Origin of the sequence: Chitiniphilus eburneus (assembly GCF_005048205.1) — a bacterium.
Lineage (GTDB): Bacteria > Pseudomonadota > Gammaproteobacteria > Burkholderiales > Chitinibacteraceae > Chitiniphilus > Chitiniphilus eburneus.
On sequence record NZ_SUMF01000005.1, the window covers coordinates 107,820 to 131,435 of the forward strand.

General features: G+C 65.7%; 16 protein-coding genes. 8 read left to right on the forward strand and 8 right to left on the reverse strand.

Annotation, left to right across the window (positions count from 1 at the left end):
• Window positions 1-40 precede the first annotated feature (40 nt).
• Window positions 41-1,081 (reverse strand): A/G-specific adenine glycosylase, encoded by a 1,041-nt coding sequence (mutY, locus tag FAZ21_RS07665; protein WP_136772680.1) that lies wholly within the window; start codon window positions 1,079-1,081, stop codon window positions 41-43.
• The gene (locus tag FAZ21_RS07670; protein ID WP_136772681.1) at window positions 1,078-3,342 is read right to left on the reverse strand and encodes an AsmA family protein; all 2,265 of its coding nucleotides are present in this window, start codon (window positions 3,340-3,342) and stop codon (window positions 1,078-1,080) included. The genes mutY and FAZ21_RS07670 overlap by 4 nt, the downstream gene beginning before the upstream one ends.
• A gap of 336 nt (window positions 3,343-3,678) precedes the next feature.
• Between FAZ21_RS07670 and FAZ21_RS07675 the strand changes: the two genes are divergently transcribed.
• The 5 genes from FAZ21_RS07675 to FAZ21_RS07695 all read left to right on the forward strand — a co-directional run bounded on the left by FAZ21_RS07675 (window position 3,679) and on the right by FAZ21_RS07695 (window position 10,362).
• Window positions 3,679-4,089, forward strand: coding sequence for an acyl-CoA thioesterase (locus tag FAZ21_RS07675; RefSeq protein WP_136772682.1), 411 nt, complete (start codon window positions 3,679-3,681; stop codon window positions 4,087-4,089).
• Between the two features lies 1 nt (window position 4,090).
• Complete coding sequence (locus FAZ21_RS07680; protein ID WP_136772683.1) at window positions 4,091-4,570, forward strand: LEA/WHy family protein; 480 nt, start codon at window positions 4,091-4,093, stop codon at window positions 4,568-4,570.
• A gap of 41 nt (window positions 4,571-4,611) precedes the next feature.
• A complete protein-coding gene (locus FAZ21_RS07685) occupies window positions 4,612-5,178 on the forward strand; it encodes a hypothetical protein (protein ID WP_136772684.1) in 567 nt (188 codons plus the stop codon).
• An 875-nt stretch (window positions 5,179-6,053) separates the two neighbouring features.
• The gene (locus FAZ21_RS07690) at window positions 6,054-7,256 is read left to right on the forward strand and encodes an amino acid aminotransferase (protein ID WP_136772685.1); all 1,203 of its coding nucleotides are present in this window, start codon (window positions 6,054-6,056) and stop codon (window positions 7,254-7,256) included.
• A gap of 175 nt (window positions 7,257-7,431) precedes the next feature.
• Window positions 7,432-10,362: an HD domain-containing phosphohydrolase gene (locus FAZ21_RS07695; RefSeq protein WP_136772686.1), complete on the forward strand. Its 2,931-nt coding sequence runs from the start codon at window positions 7,432-7,434 to the stop codon at window positions 10,360-10,362.
• Between the two features lie 199 nt (window positions 10,363-10,561).
• On the opposite strand, the gene murJ is transcribed toward FAZ21_RS07695, so the two are convergent.
• Window positions 10,562-12,100: a murein biosynthesis integral membrane protein MurJ gene (gene murJ / locus FAZ21_RS07700; RefSeq protein ID WP_136772687.1), complete on the reverse strand. Its 1,539-nt coding sequence runs from the start codon at window positions 12,098-12,100 to the stop codon at window positions 10,562-10,564.
• Between the two features lie 167 nt (window positions 12,101-12,267).
• Between murJ and rpsT the strand changes: the two genes are divergently transcribed.
• Window positions 12,268-12,534, forward strand: a complete 267-nt coding sequence (gene rpsT / locus FAZ21_RS07705; protein ID WP_018749280.1) for a 30S ribosomal protein S20 — start codon at window positions 12,268-12,270, stop codon at window positions 12,532-12,534.
• Window positions 12,535-12,706: 172 nt separating this feature from the next.
• On the opposite strand, the gene FAZ21_RS07710 is transcribed toward rpsT, so the two are convergent.
• Window positions 12,707-13,060, reverse strand: coding sequence for a hypothetical protein (locus FAZ21_RS07710; protein ID WP_136772688.1), 354 nt, complete (start codon window positions 13,058-13,060; stop codon window positions 12,707-12,709).
• Between the two features lie 276 nt (window positions 13,061-13,336).
• Between FAZ21_RS07710 and FAZ21_RS07715 the strand changes: the two genes are divergently transcribed.
• Both FAZ21_RS07715 and FAZ21_RS07720 read left to right on the forward strand, forming a co-directional pair.
• Window positions 13,337-14,452, forward strand: coding sequence for a diguanylate cyclase domain-containing protein (locus tag FAZ21_RS07715; protein WP_136772689.1), 1,116 nt, complete (start codon window positions 13,337-13,339; stop codon window positions 14,450-14,452).
• Window positions 14,453-15,094: 642 nt separating this feature from the next.
• Window positions 15,095-15,715, forward strand: coding sequence for a TetR/AcrR family transcriptional regulator (locus FAZ21_RS07720; RefSeq protein WP_169307300.1), 621 nt, complete (start codon window positions 15,095-15,097; stop codon window positions 15,713-15,715).
• 74 nt (window positions 15,716-15,789) lie between these two features.
• On the opposite strand, the gene FAZ21_RS07725 is transcribed toward FAZ21_RS07720, so the two are convergent.
• The 4 genes from FAZ21_RS07725 to FAZ21_RS07740 all read right to left on the reverse strand — a co-directional run bounded on the left by FAZ21_RS07725 (window position 15,790) and on the right by FAZ21_RS07740 (window position 23,604).
• On the reverse strand, window positions 15,790-17,403 hold the full coding sequence (locus FAZ21_RS07725; RefSeq protein ID WP_136772690.1) for an NAD+ synthase: 1,614 nt from the start codon (window positions 17,401-17,403) through the stop codon (window positions 15,790-15,792).
• A 111-nt stretch (window positions 17,404-17,514) separates the two neighbouring features.
• Window positions 17,515-18,627: a hypothetical protein gene (locus tag FAZ21_RS07730; RefSeq protein ID WP_136772691.1), complete on the reverse strand. Its 1,113-nt coding sequence runs from the start codon at window positions 18,625-18,627 to the stop codon at window positions 17,515-17,517.
• A gap of 186 nt (window positions 18,628-18,813) precedes the next feature.
• Window positions 18,814-21,735, reverse strand: a complete 2,922-nt coding sequence (locus FAZ21_RS07735) for a response regulator (protein ID WP_136772692.1) — start codon at window positions 21,733-21,735, stop codon at window positions 18,814-18,816.
• Window positions 21,736-21,867: 132 nt separating this feature from the next.
• Window positions 21,868-23,604 (reverse strand): GGDEF domain-containing protein, encoded by a 1,737-nt coding sequence (locus FAZ21_RS07740; protein ID WP_136772693.1) that lies wholly within the window; start codon window positions 23,602-23,604, stop codon window positions 21,868-21,870.
• Between the last annotated feature and the right edge of the window lie 12 nt (window positions 23,605-23,616).

The following is a 23,616-nucleotide window of genomic DNA, read 5'->3' on the forward strand; positions in this document are numbered from 1 at the left end:
GCCCCGTTCGCGGGGCTGTTTCATTGGGGGCTGACCGTGTTCAGCCGGGCCTCGTCAGCAGTTTGCGCAGCGGCGTCGGAATGCCGGCGGCCAAGGCTTCGGCGCGGGTGAACCAGCGGCCGGCGGTTTCGCGCAGCACGGGCGCATGGCCCACCACGCGTGCCGGCAGCGGGGTGATGGTCAGGCGGAAATGCGTGAACACATGGATGAAGTCGGCACCGGCCGGGCCAGCTTCGATGTCCAGGCCAAAGCGGCTGCGGCATGCGGGTTCGGCGTCGAGCGTGGTTGCCACTTCGGGCAGGCTCCACAAACCGCCCCAGATACCGCTGGGCGGGCGTTGCTCCAGCAGCAGCCGGCCTGCATCATCCGCGATCAGCAGCATCACCGTATTGCGCTCGGGTATGGTTTTTTTCGGCTTGGGCGTGGGTAGCTCGTGCTGGCGGCCCTCGATGCGCGCCACGCAGTCGTCGCTGAGCGGACAGGCCATGCAGGCGGGTTTGCGCGGGGTACAGACCGTGGCGCCCAGGTCCATTTGCGCCTGGGTATAGGCGGGCATGGCGGACGCATCATGCGGCAGCAGGTCTTCCGCCAGCCGCCATAGCCGTTGCTCGACGGCGCGCTCGCCGGGAAACCCGGCGATGCCGGCCCAGCGGGTGAGCACGCGCTTGACGTTGCCGTCGAGGATGGGGGTACGCACCGCGTACGAGAATGCGGCGATGGCGGCGGCGGTGGAGCGGCCGATGCCGGGCAATTCCGCCAGTTGCGCCGGATCGCGCGGAAACGCGCCGTCGAAGCGCGCCATCACCATGCGCGCGGCGGCATGCAGGTTGCGTGCGCGGCTGTAATAGCCCAGCCCGCTCCACAGCGCCAGCACATCGTCCTGCGGCGCGGCAGCCAGATCGGCCACGCCGGGAAAACGTTCCAGGAACCGGGCGTAGTACGGCAGCACCGTCGTTACCTGCGTCTGTTGCAGCATGATTTCGGACAACCAGACGCGATAGGCGTCGCTGACCTGCCATGGCAGGTCGTGGCGGCCGTGGCTGGCATGCCAGGCGATCAGGCGTTCGGCGAAGGGGGTCATTTCCTGGCAGGTGTCGGGGTGGGGAGCTTGCGCGGTGGCTTGGCGCCACTGGCGGGTGGGGAGGGCTTGGCGGCAGCGGGCTTGGCGGGTGCTTTCGTGGCGGCTTTCTGCCGCGCTTCGAGCTGTTCGCGCAGCGTACTGTAATCGATGCGGTATTCGGGGGATGCGAGCGAGCCGGTCAGGCGGATCGGCACCGTCAGGCCCACGATATCGCGCAGCTCGGGCACGCGCGGGTTGGCGCTGGCGCGCATGGTGTAGTCGATGCTGCCCCGGCCCAGGTCGATCTGGCCGCCGCCATCCAGCCGCAGCAGGCCGGTGCCGACGTACAGGTCGCGATTGTTGGCGATGCCGTCCTTGATCGCCAGGCTGGCGTGCAGCTCGGAGAAGTGCGTGCTCGCCTTCATGTCGGCCGGGCTGACCTGCTCGCCATTCATCAGTTTCAACTGCTGGTTGGCGGTGCGCAGCAGCGCTTCCAGGTCCATCCCCCGGATCAGGCCGCGCGCCAGCGACATCCGCGCCCGGCCATTGGCCGAGCCGCGGATTTCGGACAGGCGCGAGCCGCGCGCCGAGACATCCAGGTCGAGCTGGCCGCGCCCTTCGAAGCGCGACGTCGCCAGCAGGTCGTTCATCAACGGATTGACGTTCACATCGGACAGCAACTGCCGCACATGAAAGCTGGGCACATCGCCGGAGGCATCGATCTCCATCTGGCCGGACAACTCGCCGCCGTAGATGTGTGCCGACAGTGGGTCCAGCCGCACCTTGCCGTCGTTGGCCATGAACTGTAGCGCGATGTTCTGCAGGTGCAGGTTCTTCACCACGAATTCGCCGATATGCAGTTGCCCCTCGGCATCCAGTTGCTGGAGCCAGCCGAATTCGAACGGCGTTTCGGTATCGACCGCCTTGGCGCCTTCGGCCACGGCCGGCAGGTAGGGGGTGAGATCGAGCCGGGCGAGGTCCAGGTTGAGGCGGTAGCTCGGGTTGACGAAGTTGCTCACCGAGAACAGCGTGGCGAACTCGGCGCCATCCAGCGTGCCGCGATTGTCGAGCGAGATGGTTTCCTGTTGCAGGTCCATTTTCGCCTCGCCGGACAGTTCGAACGGGATGGCGCCGCGCGGCAGGCCCTTGTTGGTGTAGGTGCCGGTCAGGCGGTAGTTGGGCAGGCGCGCCAGCGTGCCCTGGTGCAGTTCCAGCGGGCTGGCGAAATTGAGGGTGAAGGTCTGCTCCGGCGAACTGAGTTTCACGTCGAGCTTGGCCGCGTCGGCGCGCAGCGAGCCGCGTTGCGTTCCCGCCAGCGCCGGCACGTCCACTTCGGCCTCGATGCGGCTTTGCGGGCTGCGGATATCCAGGGCGAACTTCAGGTCGTTCAACCGCGCCACGCCGTTGCGGAAATCGATACGCGGGGCGTCCACCGTCCATTGCCACGCCTGCTGCGCCCGGGTGCCCACCGCCTTCACCTTGAGCGAGCCGCCGTTCAGGCGCAGCGGCTCCCAGCCGTAGACCAGCTCGCCGGTGGCGTCGAGTTGCGCATGCGCCACGCCCAGGCTGTCGCCGCTCTTGCCCTGCTGCGTCATGTTCAGCGTCAGCCCCGCCACGTACAGCCTGCGCTCGGCGGCGATATAGCGCAGTGCCGCGCCCGCTTCGGTATGGCTGCGCCACCGGACGCTGCCGTTCTGCGCCAGGGCGAAGTCGCCGCTCAGTTTCAGCGCGCCTTCCTTGGGATCGGTGGGGTGATCCACCAACAGCTTCAGGTTGCTCAGGCTGACCGCGTCGCCAGTGGTGGTGTCGGCATAATCGAAACGGCCATCGGTGAACTCCAGCGCCTGTAGGTCGAATCGCAGCTCCGCGTGCGCGCCACGGCTGGAAAGCAGGTCGTCGAAGTTATAGCGGCCATCGGCGATGCGGCGGATCGACAGCTCGGGGCGATCCACCTCCAGCCGGGTGATGCTGACCTGATGCCGCCGCAGCAACGCCCAGGGCGAGAGCTGGATGCGCACGCGATCGGCGTGGGCGAACCGGGTAATGGCATCGGTCTCGGACAGCGTGACGTCTTCGGCGATCAGGCCGGGGGAGGGCAGCAGCACCACGTGCGTGGTGCCCTGGATCGACAGCATGCGACCGGTTTCGCGGAAAACCAGCGCGCGCAGTTCGTTGCGCGCGTACTCGGCGTCGAAGAAATACGGGCCGACACCCAGCAACAGCGTCAGCGCGAACGCCAGCAGCAGGGTGATCCGGAAGGGACGGGAATGACGGAGGTCCATTCGTGGGCAGGCGGTTTGAATGCGGCCGATTATCGCGAACGTGCGAATGTTTTCCTAGCACCTATTTGGCGCAGCTCGGTGATCGGTGGTGGACCGGTGGCCGGGCGCGCCTGGAGATCCGGGGCTTCGCGCCGCGTGGATCGGCTGCCGTCTTGCGCGCGGCCTGCCCCGCGGGGCAGGCCGGCAGCGGCGTCTCCAGATCGATTCGACCGCCTGCCACCGGCATCCAGCCCGTGCTGAACGCAGTTTCAAACGGCCTGATTCGTGACATTCCCCTCTTGTTCCCCGGGCCGGTTGAACTAACATTGCCCGATCGCTTTCCCAAGGAAGTCCGCAATGCCCCAACCCACCCGCATCAAGGTGCGCGGCTATCATCTCGACCTGTATGGCCACGTCAACAACGCCCGTTATCTGGAATTCCTGGAAGAAGCGCGCTGGAACATGATGGAGGAGGGCGGGCAGCTCGACTGGTTCATGCAACAGCGCCTGGCGCTGGTGATCAGCCGCATCGACATCCAGTACAAGCGCCCGGCCTCCATGGGCGACGAATTGCTGGTGGATAGCGTGCTGTCGTCGCTGGCGGAACGCCACGGCGTGGTCACCCAACGCATCGTGCGGGCCGACAACGGCAAGCTGGTGGCACAGGCCGACGTCACCTTCGCGGTCATCCATCCCGATCAGCCCGGCGCGCAGCCCATGGCGGGCGAAATCGCCGAACGCCTGAGCAACCTGCTGGAGGAGCGCTGAGATGCGCCGCTTGCTGATCCTGTGCGTGACCTTGCTGCTGGCGGCCTGCGCCGGGTTGCCCACCAACCTGGAAAAGCCGCGCGTCTCGCTGGCGGGTATTTCGCTGAAAGAGGCGGGCCTGTTCGAGCAACGCTTCACCCTGACGCTGCGCGTGGAGAACCCCAACAACGTGGCGTTGCCGATCAAGGGGCTGGATACCACGCTGGCGGTCAACGACAAACCGCTGGCCTCGGGCGTCGCCGCGCAATCGGTGACGATCCCTGCGATGGGCGAGGCGAAACTGGCGATCGACGTCACCAGCAACCTGGCGGCGCTGGTGCGCCAGCTACGCGCCGCCAACGGACAGGGCGCGCCGCGCTATCGGCTAACGGGTAAACTGTTCGTGCCGCTTCGCGCCGACGGCATCCCCTTCGACCTCGAAGGAGAGGTTCCGGCGATCGAGGGGCTGTTCGAGCCGGCCGGGAAAACCCAGCAGTTCTAGCCGCCGCGCTGCCGTGAAACGAAAACGAGCCTGTTCCTGCCATGAGCGACAACGAATCGGATCGCCAGCCGATCATCGAGATCGTCACCACCAGCAGTGCTGAAGCCGAGCTGGACCCACCCGAGCCGGGCCAGGCCGCCCAGCCGGCGGCGAGTTCCTCGTTCCTGCGGCGCTTCCAGTTGCCGCTGATGATCGGCGCCGGCGTACTGCTGGCGCTGCTGCTGTTCGGTATCGGGCTGGGGCTGGGCTTGTTCGTCCGCGAGTTCAACGAAAAGCAGTATGTCGACCAGATCACCCTGCTGCGCGGCGCGCTGGAAAGAAACGCCACCGGCTGGGAAGAGGCGCGCAAATCGCTGGAGGATGCCGAAACCCGGCAAAAAGAGGTGGAAGGCGAGCGCGACGAGCTGAAATCGCAACTGGATGTGGTGCAACAGGCGCTGAAATCCGCGCTGGCCCAGATCTCCACGCTGACACCCACCCCGACGCCCCGGATCGTTCCGAGCACTGATGCCACCGGCGCGCGCTATCTGCGCTTCGGCAACAAGAACTGCCTCATCCGACCCGGACAGGATCGGGTGGAACTGGAAAACTGCTTCCAGGAACACTGACCCGCTCCCCGCCCCATACGGCGTGCCTGGTGCACGCCGTTTTTCGTTTTGGCCGAGCGAACCGGCGGGAGCCCACTAGCGGGCAAAGACCAGGGTGTCATTGATGACGATGGACTTTCACCCCAACGTTTTGCAGCACCGCACAGGCTCGCAAACGAGGCCCCCTCGCGGCGGCGAGGGCGGGGGGAGTGGAATCAATCAGGGAGAGCCGCTGCCGGCAGGCTGCTCATGTGGTGCGCCCGGCTTCGCCGGGAGCTTGATGTCGGTGGATTTTTAGCTCGTGCATGCAAGGCCCCAAGGCTCGGGGGGAGTGGAATCAATCAGGGAGAGCCGCTGCTGGCAGGCTGTTCATGTGGTGCGCTCGGCTTTGCCGGGAGCTTGCTGCCAGTGGATTTTTAGTTCGTGCATGCAAGGCCCCAAGGCTCGGGGGGAGTGGAATCAATCAGGGAGAGCCGCTGCTGGCAGGCTGTTCATGTGGTGCGCTCGGCTTTGCCGGGAGCTTGCTGCCAGTGGATTTTTAGTTCGTGCATGCAAGGCCCCAAGGCTCGGGGGGAGTGGAATCAATCAGGGAGAGCCGCTGCTGGCAGGCTGTTCATGTGGTATGCCCGGCTTTGCCGGGAGCTTGATGTCGGTGGATTTTTAGCTCATGCATGCAAGGCCCCAAGGCTCGGCGGAGGGGGGGCGATGCCTGCAAACCACTGGCCAATCGCGCCAGACTTTGCCGAGGGCCAATCTGTCGGCGGATTTTCTATCGACGGTGCGCAAAACAAACAGGCCCTTACCCGCCGTTACCGAGCTGCATGCCAAGCCGCCACGGGCGTTCGTGTAAAATGCACGCTTCCTTTTTCTTGGGCGATGCCCGCCTTGGAGCACTGATGACCGCCTCGATCTTTGCCGCCGTCGAAATGGCCCCCCGCGACCCGATCCTGGGTCTGAACGAAGCCTACAACGCCGACACCCGTAGCAATAAAGTGAACCTCGGTGTCGGGGTCTACTACAACGACAACGGCAAAATCCCGCTGCTGGCCGCCGTCAAGGCCGCGGAAGAGGCCCGTCTGAAGAATGCACCGCCGCGCGGCTACCAGCCGATCGAAGGCCTGGGCGCCTACAACACCGCCGTCCAGAACCTGCTGTTCGGTGCTGGTAATGCACTGGCCGAGGCCGGCCGCCTGGTCACCGCCGAGGCCCTGGGTGGCACCGGCGCGCTGAAGATCGGTGCCGACTTCCTCAAGCGCCTGTCTCCCGAAGCCACCGTCTACATCAGTGACCCGTCGTGGGAAAACCACCGCGCGTTGTTCGAATCGGCCGGCTTCAAGGTCGAGAACTACCCGTACTACGATGCCACCACCCGTGGCGTGAACTTCGCCGGCATGAAGGCCGCGCTGCTGTCGTACGCGCCGGGCTCGGTCATCGTGCTGCACGCCTGCTGCCACAACCCCACCGGTGCCGATCTCTCCGACGCGCAATGGGCCGAAGTGGTCGAAGCCTGCCGCGAGCGTGGCCTGGTGCCGTTCCTCGACATGGCGTATCAGGGCTTTGCCGAAGGCATCGAAGCCGACGCCGTGGCCGTGCGCGCCTTCGCCGCATCGGGCCTGCAATTCTTCATCTCCAGCTCGTTCTCCAAGAGCTTCTCGCTGTACGGCGAGCGCGTTGGCGCGCTGACCATCATCACCAGCGGCAAGGAAGAATCGGGCCGCGTGCTGTCGCAACTGAAGCGCGTGATCCGCACCAACTATTCCAACCCGCCGATCCATGGCGGCGCCATCGTTGCGGCCGTGCTGTCGGATGCCGGCCTGCGCGCCCAGTGGGAAGACGAACTGGCCGGCATGCGCGATCGCATCCGCGCCATGCGTACCGGCCTGGTCGAAAAACTGAAGGCCCGCAATGTGGCTCAGGACTTCAGCTTTGTCGTAGGGCAGCGCGGTATGTTCTCCTACACCGGCCTCACCGCCGCCCAGGTTGAAAAGCTGAAGGACGAGTACGGCATCTACGCCGTGTCCACCGGCCGTATCTGCCTGGCCGCGCTGAACAACCAGAACATCGATTACGTTGCCGATGCCATCGCCAAGGTGGTCTGACCGATTGCCGGTTGTGCTCTGAAAACCCCGCTTCGGCGGGGTTTTTTGTTGCGCGCGGGGCCGGGCGCGCGGTCTGGATGGGGCGTGTGCTGGTGGTGATATCTGGTGGTTTGATGTCGGCAAAATTCGGTTTGCGCCTCTAAGCTCAAACAGACCCCAGCCGCCAAGGTCCGCCATGCCACCCGCCCTGCAAAACGTGCGCTACCCGCTGCATATCCATATCGCGTGGTTGTTCCTCGCGCTGATCGTCACTTTTTCGTCGATCAGCATCATTTATCACGACCGGCAGGCCAGCCGGATGATCCTGGCCGATTCCAGGGTGCTGTTCTCGCGCATCGGCGAGCAGACCGAGCAGCGCGTCAGCGCGCTGTACGGGGGTAGTGGTACGGTGGTCCGCCTGCTGGCGCGCCACGATTTCGCCCGTGCCACCACGCTGGAACAACGGCTGCAAAGCCTGCCCTATCTGACGCAGGCGCTGGCCAGCCAGCCCGCGCAATCGGCGATCTACGCCGGTAACGACCAGGGCGATTTCTTCCTGCTGCGCCGTTATGATCCGGCCACCATGGACGACCGCTTCAAGGCTCCGCCGCAAACGGGCTTCGTGGTGCAGAGCGTGGAGCGTGGCAGCGGTACGGTACGTGGGCGTTACCTGTTCTTCGACGCCGCGCTGCGCCGCTTGGGCGAGCGCGACGAGGCGCAATATCTTTTCGACCCCCGCCAGCGCCCCTGGTATGCCGCTGCGCTCAGGATGGACGACGTGGCCGCCACCGCGCCCTACGTGTTCTTCACCACGCGCGAAGTGGGCACCACGCTGGCGCGGCGCACGCCGGATGGGCGGGCGGTGGTGGCGGTGGACATCACGCTGGATGCGCTCTCCGACGCCCTGGCGCGCGACAAGGTGACGCCAGGGGCGGCGCTGGCGTTGATCGATGCGGAATCGCAGGTGGTCGCCTATGGCGACCCGACCAAGGTGGTACGCCGCAACCCCGACGGCGGCTTCTCGCTCAGCCAGGTCGGCGGCCTGGGCGTGCCGGTGCTGGCGCAGTTGGCCAGTGCCCGCCCCGGAACGCAACGCCTGACGGCGGCCGGCCGCTCCTGGCAGGGGTACGTCGGACTGCTGCCGGTATCCGGCGGCGCCAACTTGCGGCTGGTGCTGGCCGCGCCGGAGGATGAACTGCTGGCCGACGCCCGTCGGCTGCGACGCCAGACCATGCTGATCGCGGTGGCACTGGCGGCGGTGATGGTGCCGCTGGCAATCCTGCTGTCGCGGCTGGCATCGCGACCCATCGTCGCTCTGACCGACGAGGCGCGCGAAATCCAGGCATTGCGCTTTGCCTCACCGTTGAAGGTGCGCTCCTTCGTCTCCGAGATCGACGAACTGGCGCAGTCGATGGGCGGGATGAAATCGACCATCCACCAGTTTCTGCACATCGGTTCGGCCTTGGCGTCGGAACACAATTTCGAACGCCTGCTGGCGCGCATCCTGCGCGAGACGGTGGGGCTGGCCGGGGCCGAGGGTGGCGTGGTCTATCTGCGCGAACCGGATGGTCGCCTGACCCCGGCGCACGCGCGCTGGCACGATCGCACGCTGGAAACATCGTTGCCGGTGCTTGCGCCGGACGAAGACCACCCGGTGGCGCAGGCCGTGCGCGACGGCCACAGCGTGCATGTCACCCATGGGCTGGCCAACCTGGCGGAATGGTACGGCCCGCTGGCGGACTTCGAGGCGGCGATGACGCTGATCGCGATTCCACTGACCGATCGCCATGGCGTGGCGGTGGGGGTGCTGCTGTTACTGGAGGACGATCGCGACGGTCAGGGCATCAAGCGCAAGGTCGGGCGGGAACTGGTGGCGCTGGTGGAGGCGGTGTCCGGCTCCGCCGCCGCCGCGTTGCAGACGCAGCGCCTGCTGGCCGAACAGAAGGCGCTGCTGGAAGCGTTCATCCAGTTGGTGGCGGGCGCCATCGACGCCAAGAGCCCGTATACCGGCGGCCACTGCCAGCGCGTACCGGTGCTGACCAAGATGCTGGCCGAGGCGGGGGTCAGGGCGGACCACGGCCCGCTGCGCGATTTCACGCTGAACGAAGAACAGTGGGAAGCGCTGCACATCGCGGCGTGGCTGCACGATTGCGGCAAGGTCACCACGCCCGAATACGTGGTGGACAAGGCCACCAAGCTGGAAACGCTGTACGACCGCATCCACGAGGTACGGATGCGTTTCGAGCTGCTGAAGCGGGACGCCGAACTCAACTACTGGCGCGCGGTGGCGGGCGGCGCCGATGACGCCGCGTTGCGGCCGGCGCTGGATGCCGAACTGGCGGCACTGGACGACGACTTCGCCTTCGTCGCCGCCTGCAACGAAGGCGGCGAGGCGATGGCGCCGGAGAATGTGGATCGCCTGCGGGCCATTGCCGCGCGTACCTGGCGCCGCACGCTGTCGGACCGGATCGGCATCTCGCACGAAGAACGCCAGCGCAAGGCGGCCACGCCTGAACCGGCATTACCGGTCTACGAACCGCTGCTCGCCGACCGCCCGGAGCACCTGTTCGCACGCGGCCCGCGCGATCACCTGCCGGAAGGCCATGGCTTCGACATGGCGGTGCCGGAACACCTCTACAACCGTGGCGAACTGTACAACCTGAGCGTGCGACGCGGCACGCTCACCGCCGAGGAACGCTACAAGATCAACGAACACATCGTGCAGACCATCGTGATGCTGGAAAAGCTGCCGTTCCCGCGCCACCTGATGCAGGTGCCGGAACTGGCGGGCGGGCATCACGAGAAAATGGATGGCACCGGTTACCCACGTCGCCTGACGCGGGCGCAGATGAGCATCCCCGCGCGGATGATGGCGATTGCCGACATTTTCGAAGCACTGACGGCGATCGACCGCCCATACAAGGAAGGCAAGAAGTTATCCGAAGCGGTGGCGATCATGGCGCGGATGGCACGCGAAGCGCACGTCGATCCCGACCTGTTCCGCCTGTTCATCGAATCGGGCGTCTACCGCGATTACGCCGTGGCCTATCTGCAACCGGGGCAGATCGACGAGGTGGACGAAACGGCGGCGCTGGCGGGGGTGGGGGAAGGGTTGAACGGGGGCTAGGGCGTGTCGTCACCTGTTTCGCGGCAGCCCTGCGGGTTCGGTGAATTTCGGGCGCCGCGCGGCGTCGCCGGCCGCTTGCGGTATCCATACCGCCGCGCGTCCAGCGCCTGGCACGGCATTCCGAACTGCACCGAACGCTGTCGTGAAACAGGTGACGACACGCCCTAAACCCCCGGCCAAGGTTTGAAGCCCCGTCAGCTCACCCCACCGCCCTGCGGGAAAAATCCCTGGGGCGGAAGCCCAGCAGGGCCAGGGCACCGAAATAGGCGGCGATGCCGGCGGTGACCAGCAGCCCCAGCATCGCCAGCCGCAGCGGCATGCGGCCGCTGTCGAAGGCGGGCAGCAGCCACATGGTGAGCAGCAGCGCCCCGGCCATGGCCAGTACCGCGATCACGAGCTTGCCGAAGAACACCTTCCAGCCCGGCTGCGGGGTGAAGATGCCGTGGTGGCGCAACTGGCGGTAGAGCAGGCCGGCGTTCAGGCAGGCCGCCAGGCCGATCGACAGCGCCAGCCCCGCGTGATGCAACTGCCAGACGAAGGCCAGGTTCATCAGTTGGGTGGCGGTCAGCGTCACCAGCGCAATCTTCACCGGCGTCTTGATGTTCTGCCGTGCGTAGAAGCCGGGAGCCAGGATTTTTACCAGGATCAGCCCCACCAGCCCGACGGTATAGGCCACCAGCGCCTGTTGCGTCATCAGCGCATCGTGCGCGGTGAACGCCTTGTACTGGAACAGTGCCACGGTCAGCGGGCCCGAAATCACCGCCATCCCCACGGCGGAGGGCAACGCCAGCAGCAGCGACAGGCGCAGGCCCCAGTCGAGCAGGCGCGAGTATTCGGCGCTGTCGTTACTGGCGTGGCTCTTGGAAAGCGAGGGCAGCAGGATGGTCCCCAGCGCCACGCCGAGCACCCCGGTGGGAAACTCCATCAGCCGGTCGGCGTAATACATCCACGACACCGAACCGGACACCAGGAACGACGCGAAGATGGTGTTGATGATCAGCGACACCTGACTGACCGACACCCCCAGGATGGCCGGGCCCATCTGCCGCATCACGCGCCAGACGCCGGCATCCTTGAGGTCGAGGCGCGGCAGCACCAGCATGCCGATGCGCTTGAGCGTGGGAAACTGCCACACCAGTTGCAACACGCCGCCCACCACCACGCCCCAGGCCAGCGCCAGGATCGGCGGATTGAAATAAGGCGCGAACAGCAGCGCGAACGCGATCATCGACACATTGAGCAGCGTGGGCACGAACGCCGGCACCGAGAAGCGGTTCCAGGTGTTGAGTACCGCGCCAACGAGCGACGACAGCGAGATGAGCAGGATGTAGGGAAAGGTGATGCGCAGCATGTCCACGGTCAGCGCGAACTTCTGCGGCTCGTTGCTGAAGCCCGGCGCCGAAATCCACACCACCACCGGCGCGGCGATCATGCCGACCACGGTCACCAGCGCCAGCACCAGCGTCAGCGTGCCCGCCACGTGGGCGAAGAATGCCCGGCTGGCCTCTTCGCCACGCTGGTTCTTGTATTCGGCCAGGATCGGTACGAAAGCCTGGGAGAAGGCGCCTTCGGCGAAAATGCGGCGCAGCATGTTGGGCAGCTTCTGGGCCACGAAGAAGGCATCGGTGGCCAGGCCGGCGCCGAAGATCCGGGCGATCAGCACATCCCGGACAAAACCCAGCACGCGGGATATCATCGTCATCGAACTGACTGCGGCCAGCGACTTGAGCAGATTCATGTACGCCACTTCGTTTGCGCGAAAGCGGCATGTTAACCAGTTTCGCCGGTGCACGCAGAGCTTGCATCGGCCAGGCCGATTGCTGTACCATCCGCCGTTTCCGAATTGACTTGCCCGGCGCCTAAGGCTTCGGGTGTTCAGACCCCACAGCTTCAGGAGTTTTATAAATGGCTAACAGCGCACAAGCTCGCAAGCGTGCTCGTCAGGCAGAAGTAACCCGCCAGCACAATGCCAGCCAGCGTTCGGCTTTCCGTACCGCGGTCAAGAAGGTGCTGAAGGCAATTGAAGGTGGCGACAAGACCGCTGCCCAAACCGTATACCAGGAATCGGTCAGCATCATCGACCGCATCGCCGACAAGAAGATCTTCCACAAGAACAAGGCCGCTCGCCACAAGAGCCGCCTGTCCGCCGCCATCAAGTCGATGGCTGCCTAAGCAGTTCGGAAGCTTCAATGAAAAACCCCGGTTCGCCGGGGTTTTTTTGTTGCCTGTGGCAACCGTTTCATTCAACCCGTTTCATCCAGGACTGGGCGCTTGCGTCACTGCATGAACGATCGATCGGCGTGCCGCCGGATCGAAGGCCGGCCGCAGGTCCGCCGCCTGTCGTTCATACCCTGCGTCGTGTCGTCAGGCGGAACGACGACATGATGCGGCGATAGTCCTCTTCCTCCAGGCACCACCACATTTCGTCTTCCTCGCCTTCCTGCCAGTTGGCGGTGATGCGCGTATACCGACCCAGTTCGTTCCAGATGCCGGCCGCCAGGCGCTCCAGGCACCAGACCGGGCTTTCGCTGCGCATGGAGCGCTCTGCCTCGATGGCGGCCAGGCACATGCCTCCACCCAACGGTTGCCGGATCAGGCGGATCACACGTGTCCCCAGCGCCGATACCGCCTGGGCGGCCGCGCCTGCCTCGTGCTGCGACAATGGGGCGATGCTGAGATAGATCTGGGCTTGGCTCATGGGGTGGACCTGTGCTCAGGGAAACGGGCGCGGCGGGCAGGCGCGAAGCCTGGGCGAAGGGGAGGGCGCGATTTCACGATGTCCGCCTTGCTGCCTGCATTCCGGTTTTCATGTGCTGCACCGCCGGCTATGACTGAGTAGGCGATAGTGTATCCGCCTCTGCGTTGCCGTGGTATGGCCCGAATATCCGGTGGCCGGCCGGCCATTCCCGGCGTCGCCCTGAGCACGCGGCTGTGTTAGATTTGCCCAACCTCCGTAAGCAAAGGCCGCCTGACCATGCAAGTCGCCAACGAGCTAGCGCCACTGCCCCGCATCCTGGTCGTGGACGATTCCCGCATCGTCCGGGCCACGGTGAAGAAACACCTTGGCGATCAGTTCGACGTGGTGGAGGCGGCGGATGGCGAGGCCGGCTGGCAGAAGCTGCTGGCCGATGCCGACATCCAGCTGCTGCTGTCCGACCTGACCATGCCGGAACTGGATGGCCTGGGCCTGCTGGCGCGCGTGCGTGCGGCCGGAGAGCCGCGCCTGCGGCAACTGCCCATCATCATCATTTCCGGTGAAGAAGACGAAGCCACACGCCTGCACTGCGTCGAATGCGGTGCCAGCGATTTCGTCACCAAATCCACCGACCGTGCCGAGATGCTGGCGCGCGTACGCGCCAACATCGAGCGCGCCGCCAATCTCCAGGCGCTGGAGAGCAGCCGCACCGAGGCGGCCCGCTCCGCCACGCATCATCCGGCCACCGGCGCCGGCACGCAGCACCTGCTCACCCTCCAGACCGAACAGGCGCTGGCCTTCGCCCGTCGCCACCAGAGCGATGTAACGGTGGTGCTGATCGAGATCGATCATTTCCAGGCATTGTCCGACAAGCTGGGTGCACGCGTGGTCGAGCAGATGCTCGGCTTGCTCACCAAGCACCTGGCGGTCAAGTTGCGGCGCGAAGATACCCTGGCGCTGGTGGAAGGCGCTCGCTTCGCCGTGGTGTCGCCCGGCACCACGCTGACCGAGGCCCGGGTGCTGGCGGAACGGTTGCGCCAGACCATCGCCAACGCGCGGATCAACTTCCGGGGCGAGCAGTTGCAGGTGACGGCCAGCCTGGCCGTGGCCAATTCCCGCGAGGACGCCAACGAGGATGCCGCCGCGCTGATCACCAGCGCCAGTGATCGGCTCTACGCCACCCCGGGCGAGAATCGGGTGGTGGCCCCGGACGATATGCCGATCGCTCCCGCGCCCACCCTGGGCGAAGCCCTGCTGATGCTGCACAACGGGCAGATCGACGCCCTGCGTCCGCATCTGCCGGGGCTGATGGCCGTGCTGGCGCCCCTGATCACGCTGGCCAACGACGAACTGCAACTGGGCTGGTCGCTGGATAGCCTGCCTCGGCAGCATTGACGGGCTGTGTGTTTTGCGCCCACCGGGCGCTTTCCTCGAACTAATACCAGTGCCCCCGCTGCCGGGATGTCAGGCAGCGCGCCTCGGTTTGCCCTGAATAGAGTGCATCACCGCAATGGGATGCACATTTGTAAGCCGGCACGCATCGCCGCCACGGAACAGGTATTCCGGGCGGCGTTTTCATTTCGGGCATCGATCGGATTTTGCGCAAACTGGCATGCCCTGATGCGCGCGCCGCGCGCAAGGATGCGGCCTGCGGCACTTTTCGGCACAGCTTGTCGCAATGCGCCCAAGGGCTGGCGCCGGCATCAAATTACTGTGATTCTCATCACTTATTGTGCGATAACTCTTCATTGTTCAGTATGGATGGATAAAAATTGAACTTTGAGAATGTTTGTAATGTTTACGTATCCATTACAGATATTCATATTGCATACTTGCAGGGCCGTTACCTGAGCCAGGCGAAACGACGGGTTTTCGGGCCGTTGAAAGGTCATACCGCAATGGGCGCAAAGACGCCTTTCGTGAAGATAATGCTTTTAAAAACAAACGTTCCAGTCCGTATGTGCGGCATCAATTTGCCATGGTTGCGGGGGATAACGAAACGTTATAGCCTGACGCCCGTCAGGTAGAATTCATGTCATGGCTACACAATCCGAACGTTCATTCCTTACTCAGAATCGCCTGGTCAAGGCCACCATCGACATCCTGGTCGAGCAGGGGTATGCCGCTTTGGGCGAGCAACGCATCTGCATGCGCGCCGGCGTCAGCCGGGGTGCGTTGCGTCATCATTACCCGCAGGGTCGTTACGACCTGCTGCCCAACGTGGTGGAAAGCCTGCTGGACGACGAAGCCACCCGCATGGCTTCGCTGGGGCCGCTTAGTGCCAAGGAGCGGTTGTATCTCATGCTCTATGGCCTGATGGCCATGCCGCACCGGCAGGTTTCGGTGGCGATCCTGGAGATCTGGATGGCGGCGCGCGGCGATGCCAAGCTCGCCCGTTGCACCAAGTCGATCTTCGACGACGTGCTGACCCGGCTCTTCGGACACGCACCCGGCCAGCCGGCCGATGCCGAAGAACTGGCGCTGCGCTGCCTGTTGCATGGCGCGACACTGCATCGCTTCTCTTCGGACTACAACAGCGAAACCCTGCAACAGTCGGTGCGCTGGATGCTCGATCGACTCGATCCGCCGCCCAAGGTGGACGAGTTGCTCGCGGCGTGGCTTGAAAGCGCCGTCAAGGCTGAGCCCGCCCTGGCCTGAGGCACGGTGGACTGCCCGCATGAAAAACGGCGCCCTTTCGGCGCCGTTTTTTGTCCGCAGGGCGGGCAGGGAGATCAGGAAGCCCAGCGATTGGTGATCGGCATGCGCCAGTCGCGGCCGAATGCGCGGTGCGTCACCCGTGGCCCGACCGGCGCCTGCCGCCGCTTGTATTCGTTCACCTTCAGCAGCCACACCACGCGGTTCACGTCCGCCTCGCTATAGCCGCGCGCGACGATCTCGGCCCGGGAAACGTTTTCCTCCACGTAGGCGGCGAGGATGGCGTCGAGGATCTCGTACGGCGGCAGACTGTCCTGGTCCACCTGGTCCGGCCGCAGTTCGGCAGAGGGCGGGCGGGTGATGATACGTTCCGGGATGACCGCGCCACCGGGAAAGGCATGGCTGCGGTTGCGCCATTCGGAAAGCTGGTAGACCAGCGTCTTGGCCACGTCCTTCAGCACCGCGTAGCCGCCCGCCATGTCGCCGTAGAGTGTGGCGTAGCCGGTGGTCATCTCGCTCTTGTTGCCGGTGGTGAGCACCAGCCGCCCGCTCTTGTTCGACATCGCCATCAGCAGCGTGCCCCGAATGCGGCTTTGCAGGTTCTCCTCGCTGGTATCGGGCGCGGTGCCGGCGAAGGCGGGCGCCAGCCCGGCCATGAAGGCCTCGTAGATCGGCCAGATTTCGATCTCCGAGTACTGGCACCCCAGCAGCCCGATCATCTCGCGCGAATCGTCCACGCTGATGTCGGCGGTGTAGCGCGACGGCATCATCACCGCGTGCACCTTGTTGGCGCCAAGCGCATCGCAGGCGATGGCCAGCGTCAGGCCGCTGTCGATCCCGCCCGACAGCCCCAGCAGCACGCCGGGGAAGCCGTTCTTGCCGATATAGTCGCGCACGCCCAGCACCAGCGCGCGGTAGATGCTTTCCAGCTCATCGGGCGCGGGTGCCTGCTTGCCAGGCAGCAGGTCGCCGCCGGAGAACTCGACCAGCTCGAGCGCCGGCTCGAACGCGGGCAGTTCGGCCACCACGCGGCAATCGCGGTTCATGGCGAACGAATGCCCATCGAACACCAGTTCGTCCTGGCCGCCCACCATGTTCACGTAGATCGCCGGCACGCCGGTTTCCTCCACGCGCTGCGCCAGTACCTGGTGCCGCGTCGATTGCTTGGCCTTGTGATAGGGCGAAGCATTGAGCACCAGCAACAGCTCGGCGCCATCGTCGTGCGCGGCGGCGGCCGGGTCCACTTCCCAGATGTCCTCGCAGATCAGCACGCCCACGCGGCAGCCATCCTGCTCGAACACCAGCGGCGCGGCGCCCGGCGTGAAATAGCGCACCTCGTCGAACACCGCGTCGTTGGGCAGCAGCATCTTTTCGTAGCGGCCCAGCACATTGCCGTCCCGGATTACCGTGGCGGCATTGAAACGCTCGTCGCCCGCTGCGTAGGGATGGCCGACCACCAGCGTGATGTCGTCCACCTCGTCGATCAGGCGGCCGATCGCGGTGGCGCAGTCCTTGAGGAAGGCCGGCCGCAGCAACAGATCCTCGGGCGGGTAGCCGGTCAGTGCCAGCTCGGGTGTGACCAGGATATCCGCGCCGCGCGCGCGCGCATCGCGGGCGGCGGCGAGGATCAGGTCGAGATTGCCGGCGAGGTCGCCGACCAGGGGGTTGAACTGGGCGAGGGCGATGCGCATGGAAAGGGCCGATCTACGGAAAACCTCGATTTTAGCAGCGCGCACCCACGCGTAGCGCCACAAGGTGGGCCGGCCCCGGCGGGACGGAAACCGCAGCCGGGGCCGGGGGCGTCAACCGGCCAGGCACTTGTTCCGGGCCTGGTCGGGATCGAGGTTGCGGATGGTGATGTAGAACTGCTGGCAGACCTGGGGGCCGGTCGCCGGCCAGCGTAGCTGGCAGTTGTTCAGCGCGGCGTCCGGATCACCCAGCGGCTGCGCCGCCATGGCGACCTGCCAGCAGGCGGCGGTCAGATCCTGTCCCATCACGCGGATACCGGCGGCGTCCGCCTGCTTCTGGTCGCCGCCGTATTGCTTGGGATCGGCGGCGTACCAGATGTAACTGGGGTGGTTGGCGCCGATGGCCTGCACCGTACGGCCGGCAACGGGCGAGAACCGGGTCAGCCCCAGCACCTTGATCGCGGGTAGCTGGTACTGCTGCGCCAGCCATTGCCGCGCCGGGCCGCCGAACGCCACCAGCGGGCGCGCCACGCCGTCGGCGCCGGCGGTCCACTGCCCGAGCAGCGATACGGTGTAGTCGCTGAAGTCGTCGTACACCCCTTCGAGCGAGCCACCGGCGCTGGCGGGCGCGGCAATGGGCGCGATATCGACGATGGTCTGGTATGGGTCGGTTGCGCTGGACGACACCCCGTTGCTCACCAGCAGGCTGGCCCAGCGTCGGGTCGTGGCGGCCAGCAGATAGTCCTGCGTCTGCGTCATCACCGTATCGGGTGGGAAATGCAGAAGCTGCACGCTGGGGTTGTTGCGCATCGCGAAGCCCAGCGGCAGGAAGAAATGCCAGTCGGCGTGCCATTGACCGGCCTGCTGCAACCGTTGTGCGTCGGTGTAGCCGATCTGGCCGGCGGCGAGGAAATCCGTGATGGTCTGGCCGTAGTTGGCCGGCACGCCGCTCAGCCGCGCGACGATCTGCCCCTGTTCCTCCACCACGCTGACCTCGGCATTCGGGTAGCCGTCGCGCGCCACACTCAGCGCCAGCCAGTGCCGCACCGTGTCGGTCAGCGTCGGCGCAGGCGTGGGGCACTGGTTCAGACAGTTGGGATACGAGAACAATGCTGTCACTCGCGCGGTGTCGCCCAGCGGGACGGTGGCGGATGGACGATACGGGGTGGCGCAGGCGCCGAGCAACAACAGGGCAAGGATGGACAGACGCGACAGGCGGACGAGCATGCGGGTTCTCCTTCTTGGGGGCTGGAAGCGTGGGCGCGAGGCCCGGAGTACTGCAAAACCTGGGGCGAAGCAGCCTTCAGCACGGGGGCCTGGGGCCGGCTCTGGAGCCATGACGATGAACGAATCGCCTGCTTGCCTGGCCGACGACAGCACCCGCCGAGCGCGCTGCGCGCCTGGTGACACGTCCTAGGAACCGGCGGTGTCCCGTTCCTGGAAATAGCGATTCAGCGACGCGATGACTTCATCCAGCGCCACGCACAGGGTCTCGACTTCCTGTGCGCATCGGCCCCGGTAGGCGACGTTTTCCAGCGTGGCGGCGGCGTCGGCCAGCCGGTTCGCGCAGATGTGCCGTCCCACGGCCTTGAGCGAATGCGCGGTGCGGGCCAGATCGTCCAGCCGCTCTTCGTCCAGCGCGCCGCGCAGTTGGGCGGGTGTTGCGGCATGGTGGCCGGCCATGTTGCGCAGGACCGCCAGGTAGCGGTCGGTGGCCAGTCCTACCTGGATGCGTCCGGCTTCCAGGTCGATGCCCGGCAGCACCGGTAACGGGGCCGCGTCCGCCGAAACGGCGATGCGCGTCGGCGCGCGTTCGATCCAGCGGCCCAGCACCGTGTACAGGGTGTCGGCCTTGAAGGGCTTGGTGATGTGATCGTTCATGCCCGCTTCCAGGCTGCGGTCGCGATCGCCGTTCAGCGCGTGCGCGGTCATGGCAATGATGGGCAGGCTGGCCAGGCGGCTGGTGTGCCGGATTTCGCGGGTGGCGGCCAGGCCGTCGAGTTCGGGCATCTGGATATCCATCAGTACCGCGTTGTAGGGCCTGGCGTGCACTTTGGCGATGGCTTCCCGGCCGTTTTCCGCGGTTTCCACGGCAACGCCCACGGCGTCCAGCAGTTCCTCGGCGATCTGGCGATTGATCGGGTTGTCCTCGACCAGCAGCACCCGTGCGCCACGTAATTGCTGCTCGGTCTGCTGTGCCAGCGGCAGCAGGTCTGAGGGGCGCCGGCTGGGGCGATCGGCGTCGGGGTCCGTCAGGATGGTTTCCAGGCTGTCGAGCAGCACCGGTTCCAGCACCGGCTTGAGCAGCACCGCGCAGGGCTGGAGATGGGCGGGATATTGCTGGATGGCGTCGCAGCCGGCGGCATCCGTCATGAACAGCACCGGCAGGCTTTGCAGGGGGGGATGGTCGCGCAGCCGTTCCAGCAGGGCCTGGCCTTTCAGATCGGGCAGGGCATGGTCGGACAAGACCAGCGTGTAGGGGCGCTTTTCCTCGAGTGCGTCATACGCCGCCGTCACCGCCGCGTTGCCACTGGCCGCCTGGTCGACCAGCGCGCCCAGCCTTTCCAGCAGGCTGGCGACAGTGGCGCGCACCATCGCATTGTCGTCGGCCAGCAGCACGCGCTTGCCGTGCAGGGTATCGGGACGTGGCGGCGCGCTGTCCACCGGCACCACGTCGAAGGTCAGCATGAAGTCGAAGCAGCTGCCGCTGCCGGGCACGCTTTCCAGGCGGATGGTGCCGCCCATCGCCTCCACCAGTTGCCGGCAGATCGCCAGTCCCAGGCCCGTACCGCCGTAGCGGCGGGTGATCGATTCGTCGGCCTGGGCGAAGGCATCGAACAACGTTGCCTTGCGCTCGGGCGCCACGCCGATGCCCGAATCGGCCACCGCGAACAGCAGTCGCGCCTGCGTGGGCGTCTGTTCGGCGACGCTGATCAGCACCAGCACCTCGCCCTGCTCGGTGAACTTGACCGCGTTGTTGACCAGGTTAAGCAGCACCTGACCCAGGCGCAGCGGATCGCCGTACAGCAGCTTGGGGACATCCGGCGCCACGTCGAAGATCAGTTCCACCGGCTTGTCGCTGGTTTTGTAGAGCACCAGGCTGGCCAGGTTGCCCAGCACCTTGTCGAGCGAGAACACCACGTGCTCCAGCTGGAGCTTGGCGGCCTCCAGCTTGGAGAGATCGAGCACATCGTTGATCAGGCCCAGCAGGGTATCGGCGGAATAGCGGATCTTGTCCAGGTAGTCGCGTTGCTTGCGGGTCAGCGTGGTTTGCAGCGCCAGGTTGCTCATGCCGAGGATGGCATTCATCGGTGTGCGGATCTCATGGCTCATCCGCGCGAGGAAATCCGATTTGGCGCGGTCCGCCTGTTGCGCACGATGCGCGGCCTCGCGCAGCGAATGCATCCAGTAGTTGACGAAGCGATAGCCGATGAAGGCCATCGCGATGAACATGATCCCCAGCACCCAGTACACCGCCGAGGCGGAATCCTGCACCAGTGCCATCGCCTGCCGCAGCCCGTTGGGATCGGGCCCGGTGGCCAGGCCGGCGGCGGCGCGGCGGCTCAGCGCGAACGACAGTGACAGGAACAGGAACACCGCGATCACCAGGATGCAGGCGGCCGGCAGCATCCAGCGGTTGCTGCCGGTCGTGGCCGGCTTGACGCTGGCGGGGTGATAGCGCACCCGCCAGCGCACCAGCGCGGGGGCGACGGCAATCAGCAGCGGCGCGGTGATCAGCACGTTCTGAAGAAAATTGCCCAACCACCAGCCCTGCCAGATGGCGAAGGTCTGCAACGTGGTGGCGGTATTGGCGTGGGTCCAGATGAAGGCGCCGCTGGCACTGAACACCGCGCCGAAGAAGGCCAGCAGCACGAAGAACAGCCAGGCATCGAGCGAACGCAGGTCCACCCGCACCGGCAACGCGCGGTAGCACACGGCGAACACCGCCAGCCCCAGCGGGTTGGACAACGCGAACAGCGCGGCCCAGTCGGGCGACATGCCGGCGGCCAGTGACAGGCTCAGGGTAGCGAAATAGGCGGGGATCGCACCCCACCAGTAACCGAAGCAACAGGTCCAGATCACGCACAGTGTGAGCGGTGGGTAGATCGAAACGAAGGCTTCGCTACCGCCGAAGCGCAGCGGAAGGCCGGACCAGTCGGCCTGGATGGAGATCAGGCCCAGCGCGATGCACGCCACCAGCGTGAGCAGCCAGGCACCCAGCAGGAGGGTACCGCCAGGCACGGCGAAAGGATGGAGCAGATGCCGGAGGGAAAGTGGAAAGTGCGCTGCCTCGTTCTGGCCGACGGCGGAGGAGGGCGGGGCGTCTCGCATCATGAAGCGGGGGCGATGTCCTGTCTGGTCGATCGGGAACCCCGCCGCGCGGACGGGTGTGCGTACATGATTGTTCGAAGCGGGCGTTCCGGCCAGTGGATACGACGATCGGAGGGCTCAGGTGTGACGTGGACGTCAGCAATTGTGCAGTTCGGCCTGTCCAGCGCCGTGCCGATAGGCGCAAACGCGGTTGCGGCCACCCTTTTTGGCCTCGTACATCGCCGAGTCGGCGTCGTGGATCAATTGATCCAGATTCTGGGTGGCATTCAGGGTTGCCACGCCGAAACTGGCGGTGAAAGGGATGCCGGCACTGTCCGGCAATCGCAGCGGGCATGCTTCCAGCGCCGCGCGCAGGCGCTCGGCCTGGGCTGTTGCGTCGGCCAGGCTGCACGGCTGGCTCAGGATCAGGAACTCCTCGCCGCCGTGGCGGCCGATCAGATCGCTCTGGCGCACCTGTTCCTTGCAGAGCGCCGCCACCAGCGCCAGCACCTGATCGCCGACGGCGTGGCCGTACTGGTCGTTGATCTGCTTGAAATTGTCGATGTCGAACAGGATCAGGCTCAGGTCGCCAGTGCCCCGGCGCGCGGCGGCCAGCATCTGGCGTCCCACGCGCTGGGTCGCCTGGCGGTTGGCCAGGCCGGTGAGGAAATCGGTTTCCGCCTGCTGGCGCAGTTGGGAGATCAGGCGCTCGCGATCCTCCTGCAGGCTGAGCCGTTCCAGGTTGTTGGCGCGCAGCACCGCCAGCGCGTGCAGGGTTTCGCCGATCTCGTCGTGATGGTGGCGGTCGGGCAACGGCACGTTGAAATGCCCGCGCGCAAAGGCCTTGAGGGTTTCGTTGGTGTCCGCCAGGGCATTGAGCACCCGGTGGCGGAAGAAAAAGCCCACCAATAGCAGCAGCCCCAGCGTCGCCATGCTGGCGGCGACGGCGGTGTAGAACATGATCAGCGCCTGGTGCGATTGCCGCTGGATCTGCTGCCGGGCCAGTTGGAGCATGACGCTGCGCATGTTGCCCAGCGGGCCCAATCCCTGGTTGTAGACGCGCTGGAACCGTTCCTTGTCGACGATGGTGTCGCGATGCGAGATGAGCAGATCATCGACTTCGCTGAGCGCTTCGTTGAAATAACGCGTTTCGGCGCTCAGGTAGGCCTGTTCCAGCGCGGGCTGGTCGCGATACGGTCGCAGGCGCTGTACCAGCGCCTTGTGATGTTCCTCGATCTGTCCGCGCAGCCGCAGCAGTGCATCGGTCTCCGCATGCGTGATCGGACAGCCCGTGGTGAGCGCGGGGATCAACTGCATGCGTAGCTGGCGGGCGTAATGGCTGATCAGCGAAAGCTGGTTGGCGCCGGTGAGCAGTTCATAGACGCCGGGAGTGACCTGGGTGATCTGCGCCGCCTGGTCGATCATCGGCGGTTGCAGCGTGTCGATCACGGCGGTGAAGTACTGCAACGGGCCTTGCGTATCGCCGTCTTCGCAGTGTTCCTTGCCCATCGCCAGCGAATCGATGTCGGTTCTCGCCTCGTCCAGCGCGCGGCGCGTCGTGGCCAGCGACAACCTGTCGCTGCCACTCGCGTCCTGCACCGGGTCGAGCAGGATGGTCAATCGTCGCAAGGCACTATCGGTGGTTTGCCGTGCCCGGGAGAGTGCGTTGCGATGGGCGGGGGTGTCGTGGACCAGCACCATCCCGGTGGGTTCGTACTCGGCCATCACCTGGTCCGTCAAAGCGGTGGCGACCTCGTAGCGATCCAGGGCTTGCCCGGCGGTGGTGCAGGCGCGCCAGTCCTGCCACTGTGTCCTGAGGATGTAGGCCTGGGGCAGGCAGACCAGCAGCCCCATGGCGTACAGAAAACAGTTGGAAAAACTGGAAAGTTTCATGGATGCGCCGCG

Excerpts from the sequence above, each read along its gene's own strand:
- mutY (WP_136772680.1), bottom strand. The coding sequence starts at position 1,081 with ATGACCCCCTTCGCCGAACGCCTGATCGCCTGGCATGCCAGCCACGGC.
- FAZ21_RS07670 (WP_136772681.1), bottom strand. The coding sequence starts at position 3,342 with ATGGACCTCCGTCATTCCCGTCCCTTCCGGATCACCCTGCTGCTGGCG.
- FAZ21_RS07675 (WP_136772682.1), top strand. The coding sequence starts at position 3,679 with ATGCCCCAACCCACCCGCATCAAGGTGCGCGGCTATCATCTCGACCTG.
- FAZ21_RS07680 (WP_136772683.1), top strand. The coding sequence starts at position 4,091 with ATGCGCCGCTTGCTGATCCTGTGCGTGACCTTGCTGCTGGCGGCCTGC.
- FAZ21_RS07685 (WP_136772684.1), top strand. The coding sequence starts at position 4,612 with ATGAGCGACAACGAATCGGATCGCCAGCCGATCATCGAGATCGTCACC.
- FAZ21_RS07690 (WP_136772685.1), top strand. The coding sequence starts at position 6,054 with ATGACCGCCTCGATCTTTGCCGCCGTCGAAATGGCCCCCCGCGACCCG.
- FAZ21_RS07695 (WP_136772686.1), top strand. The coding sequence starts at position 7,432 with ATGCCACCCGCCCTGCAAAACGTGCGCTACCCGCTGCATATCCATATC.
- murJ (WP_136772687.1), bottom strand. The coding sequence starts at position 12,100 with ATGAATCTGCTCAAGTCGCTGGCCGCAGTCAGTTCGATGACGATGATA.
- rpsT (WP_018749280.1), top strand. The coding sequence starts at position 12,268 with ATGGCTAACAGCGCACAAGCTCGCAAGCGTGCTCGTCAGGCAGAAGTA.
- FAZ21_RS07710 (WP_136772688.1), bottom strand. The coding sequence starts at position 13,060 with ATGAGCCAAGCCCAGATCTATCTCAGCATCGCCCCATTGTCGCAGCAC.
- FAZ21_RS07715 (WP_136772689.1), top strand. The coding sequence starts at position 13,337 with ATGCAAGTCGCCAACGAGCTAGCGCCACTGCCCCGCATCCTGGTCGTG.
- FAZ21_RS07720 (WP_169307300.1), top strand. The coding sequence starts at position 15,095 with ATGGCTACACAATCCGAACGTTCATTCCTTACTCAGAATCGCCTGGTC.
- FAZ21_RS07725 (WP_136772690.1), bottom strand. The coding sequence starts at position 17,403 with ATGCGCATCGCCCTCGCCCAGTTCAACCCCCTGGTCGGCGACCTCGCC.
- FAZ21_RS07730 (WP_136772691.1), bottom strand. The coding sequence starts at position 18,627 with ATGCTCGTCCGCCTGTCGCGTCTGTCCATCCTTGCCCTGTTGTTGCTC.
- FAZ21_RS07735 (WP_136772692.1), bottom strand. The coding sequence starts at position 21,735 with ATGATGCGAGACGCCCCGCCCTCCTCCGCCGTCGGCCAGAACGAGGCA.
- FAZ21_RS07740 (WP_136772693.1), bottom strand. The coding sequence starts at position 23,604 with ATGAAACTTTCCAGTTTTTCCAACTGTTTTCTGTACGCCATGGGGCTG.